We start from the raw sequence: 2984 nt of genomic DNA on the forward strand, positions 1-2984 counted from the left end.
TCCAGGGGGACGTTGTAGTTCTCGGCGAAGATGCGGGCCGCCTTGTAGGGATGCTGGTACATGTATTGCACGCAAAGCGTATGGGCCAGGAGCATCCTGCTGGCGAGCTTCGGGTACTTTCTGGCGAAGTTGTAGTTCATGCAGACCTTGCAGCACGTCCCGTGTCCATTTTTTCTATCCGTGTTCTGGCGGACCATGACCCAGCCCGTCTTCTCGTGCTCGGCCATGGAGCCCCAGGGATCGCAGCAGGTGAAGGCGTCCAGCTTGCCGGCAACCATCGAGAAGTAGGCGTCCGCATCGCTCATCGAATAGTTCTCGTACTTCTCGATGTCGTTCGGGATCCCCAGCTGGTCGGTCCACTCCATCCAGTTCATCGAGTTGGCGGGGTCCCCGCCCGCGGCGATTTTTTTGCCGAGCAGGTCCTCCGGCTTCTTGATGTTGAAGCTGCACACGAGGTACTCCGCGCCGCCCGTGTGGTTTTCCGCCGCGATGAAGAGCGGCGTACCGACCTGCACGGCGCGCAGCGTCGTCGTCCAGCCGGCGTAGGCCATATCCATCCGGCCGGCGCTCATGGCCTCGGGGACCTTTCCGTTTCCGGTGATCTCCACCTTCATCCCCAGGGCCTTGAAGATGCCGGAGTCCTTGCCGATGCAGGCCGCCGTCATGTGGTCGCAGTTGTAGTATCCCAGGTTGACCGTGTACTCGGCGTCCTCCTCGGGAAGGGGCTCCAGGTTGTACTGGGCGACCATAGCCGGCACCGGGTCGTCCTTCTCGTCGGAGGCAACCGCCGGGCCACTCGTTCCGAGGATGCAGGCCAGGGCCACCAGGGCAAGAGCGCAGAGACGGAACTCTTTGTTCAATTTCAATTTCGACTTCAATTTCGACTTCAACTTCAACGCCTCCACTTCAGAGAATCCGCAAAAACAAAAGTCAACAGCATCCGTCCATGCCGTCGCCAAAGAGGCTGATCCACTCCCCATCGACGAAGCGAAAGACGGCGTATCCGATGTAGATGCCCTTTTGTCCCGATACCAGCAGCTCGACCGGCGGGACCTCATCGATATCGCGCCACTGCAGCCGGCAGTTCTCCAGAGGGGCGCGAACCGGCGCGGAGATGCGGAACGAGCCGCCGTCGGAGTAGACGGCGACCATATGGTTCTTGTCCCTGTCCTCGCGGTAGACGACCACGAGGTCCTCGATGCCGTCCGCATTGCAGTCCCCCAGGGTGGTCAAAAGGATCTCCCTGTCGGGAAGGCTCTCCCGGAAGACCGCGATCAGGGGATGGCTGGTCACGGGCAGGGAGACATCCTCCGCTCCACCGGGCGCCGCGCCCGGGCCGGGGAACGCCAGAAGAAATGCCGGAAGGAGGAGGGCGCGGAGAAGAACTCCGCCCCACGGAACGAGGCGGGTCATGCCCCCCTCCTGCGCAGGGACCGCCGCCACTGCAGAAACCAGCCGTAGCCGCCGATGCAGAGGACGAGGATTGCGCAGAAGACCTTGAACCCGTCGGGGAAATCGATGGAGATCCTGCTGACGAAGTCGATCTTGCCCTGCGAGTGCGTCAGGTCGAAGACCGGCCTGAAGCTGTCCGCCAGAAGGAAGTTCGTGATGTAGCCGAAGGCCAGGCCGAACAGCACGAGCATGCCCGTGTAGATGGTCACCGCCCTCTTGCCGATCAGCCTCCAGATGCTGACCATCTCCGGGAAATTCGTGGCCACGCTCGAGAGGAGAAACGTCACGGCGACTCCGGGCGCCGCACCGGCGCTGACCAGAGCCGCGATGAACGGGATGTGTCCCAGCGCGCAGACGTACATGACGCACCCCAGCAGGGTGATGCCCAGCAGCGACATCAGGCGCGGGCTGCTCAGGTAGTCGAGGATGAACGACGTGGGGACGGCCGTCAGCAGAAGCGCGGCGAACGCCGTCCCGACGACGATGAAACGGCACGTCTGCACCGCGAGGTCGTTGAACCCCCATTCGATCCCCCCGCGGATGCGCTGCATCAGGGGCGGGAGTGCCGGTCGGTCCTCCCGGCCGGAGGGCGCCGCCAGCCCCGCGGCCGCGGGCGACTGGAGCTCGGGGCCCCCCAGAGCGTTTCCGACGATCCCGATCACGAAGGGGATGACGAAGCCGCTGACCAGATAGATCGTCGCGATCTGCGGCCCCAGCATCGCATAGGCCAGGATGACCGCCGCCGGGTTGATGACCGGCGTCGCCACCAGGAACGCCAGCGTCGGGCCGAGATAGGCCCCGGAATAGTACAGGCCGAGGGAGAGCGGTACCACCCCGCAGCTGCAGATGGGAAGCAGCATCCCGGAGACCGTCGCCTTGACGATGGAGGACAGTTTCTTGTTGCCGAGCGACCGCTGCAGCGTCTCCGGGCGCAAAACGGCGTGCAGGACGCCGCAGAACAGGAAGCTCAGGATCAGCCACGGTCCGCTGGTCTCCAGCATCCCCCAGAAATATTGGCAGAACTGCCGGCCATATTGAAGGAGGAGGCTCATAGCTCCTCGCCGATCGCTTCCGATATGACCTTCTCGATGGTGCGGCGGTTCAGGTCCTCGTAGCGGTCTTTGCCGTCGACGATCATCGTGCCGCGGGTGATGGGCCCGTACTTGGGCAGGTAGTCGAAATCCTTTCCGGCATAATAGATTTTGAGGTCGATCTTCTCCGGAAAACGCTTCTGCAGCTCGTTGAGAACGTCCACATGGCCGTCGCAGCACGGACACGTATTGATAAACTCGACCTTCGTCATGACAAGTCCTCCCCCCAGATTATAAAAACGAGATGGAAAAGCTTTGTTCCTCGATTGTCCTTTCATAGGCGTTTGAGGTGCTTCCGCTGTATTTCGGTCAAGCGCGTCATATCATCATCTCGATGAAGGCCTCCGACCGGCCCATGGTCTGCGGGATGCCCCGATCGCCGCAGCCGCGGGAGCCTGTCTCTTATACACATCTGACGCTGCCGACGACTAGTCGAGTGTA

4 protein-coding genes are annotated in these 2984 nt (G+C 62.2%); all 4 read right to left on the bottom strand.

The annotated features are described in order from the left end of the window. A partial coding sequence (gene saoX / locus ABLA28_RS11205; protein WP_347713733.1) for an ABC transporter substrate-binding subunit SaoX occupies nt 1–890 on the bottom strand: 890 nt, incomplete at its 3' end. A 40-nt stretch (nt 891–930) separates the two neighbouring features. After that, nucleotides 931–1413, bottom strand: coding sequence for a Cys-Cys-COOH (seleno)protein SaoC (gene saoC, locus ABLA28_RS11210; RefSeq protein ID WP_347713734.1), 483 nt, complete (start codon nt 1411–1413; stop codon nt 931–933). Further along, nucleotides 1410–2504: an efflux transporter SaoE gene (saoE, locus tag ABLA28_RS11215; protein ID WP_347713735.1), complete on the bottom strand. Its 1095-nt coding sequence runs from the start codon at nt 2502–2504 to the stop codon at nt 1410–1412. Before saoE ends, saoC begins: the two co-directional genes overlap by 4 nt. Then, nucleotides 2501–2755 (bottom strand): thioredoxin-like (seleno)protein SaoT, encoded by a 255-nt coding sequence (gene saoT, locus ABLA28_RS11220; RefSeq protein WP_299300402.1) that lies wholly within the window; start codon nt 2753–2755, stop codon nt 2501–2503. Before saoT ends, saoE begins: the two co-directional genes overlap by 4 nt. Nucleotides 2756–2984: the final 229 nt, after the last annotated feature.

This window comes from uncultured Fretibacterium sp., from assembly GCF_963544685.1.
In the GTDB taxonomy this organism is placed as follows: Bacteria; Synergistota; Synergistia; order Synergistales; family Aminobacteriaceae; genus CAJPSE01.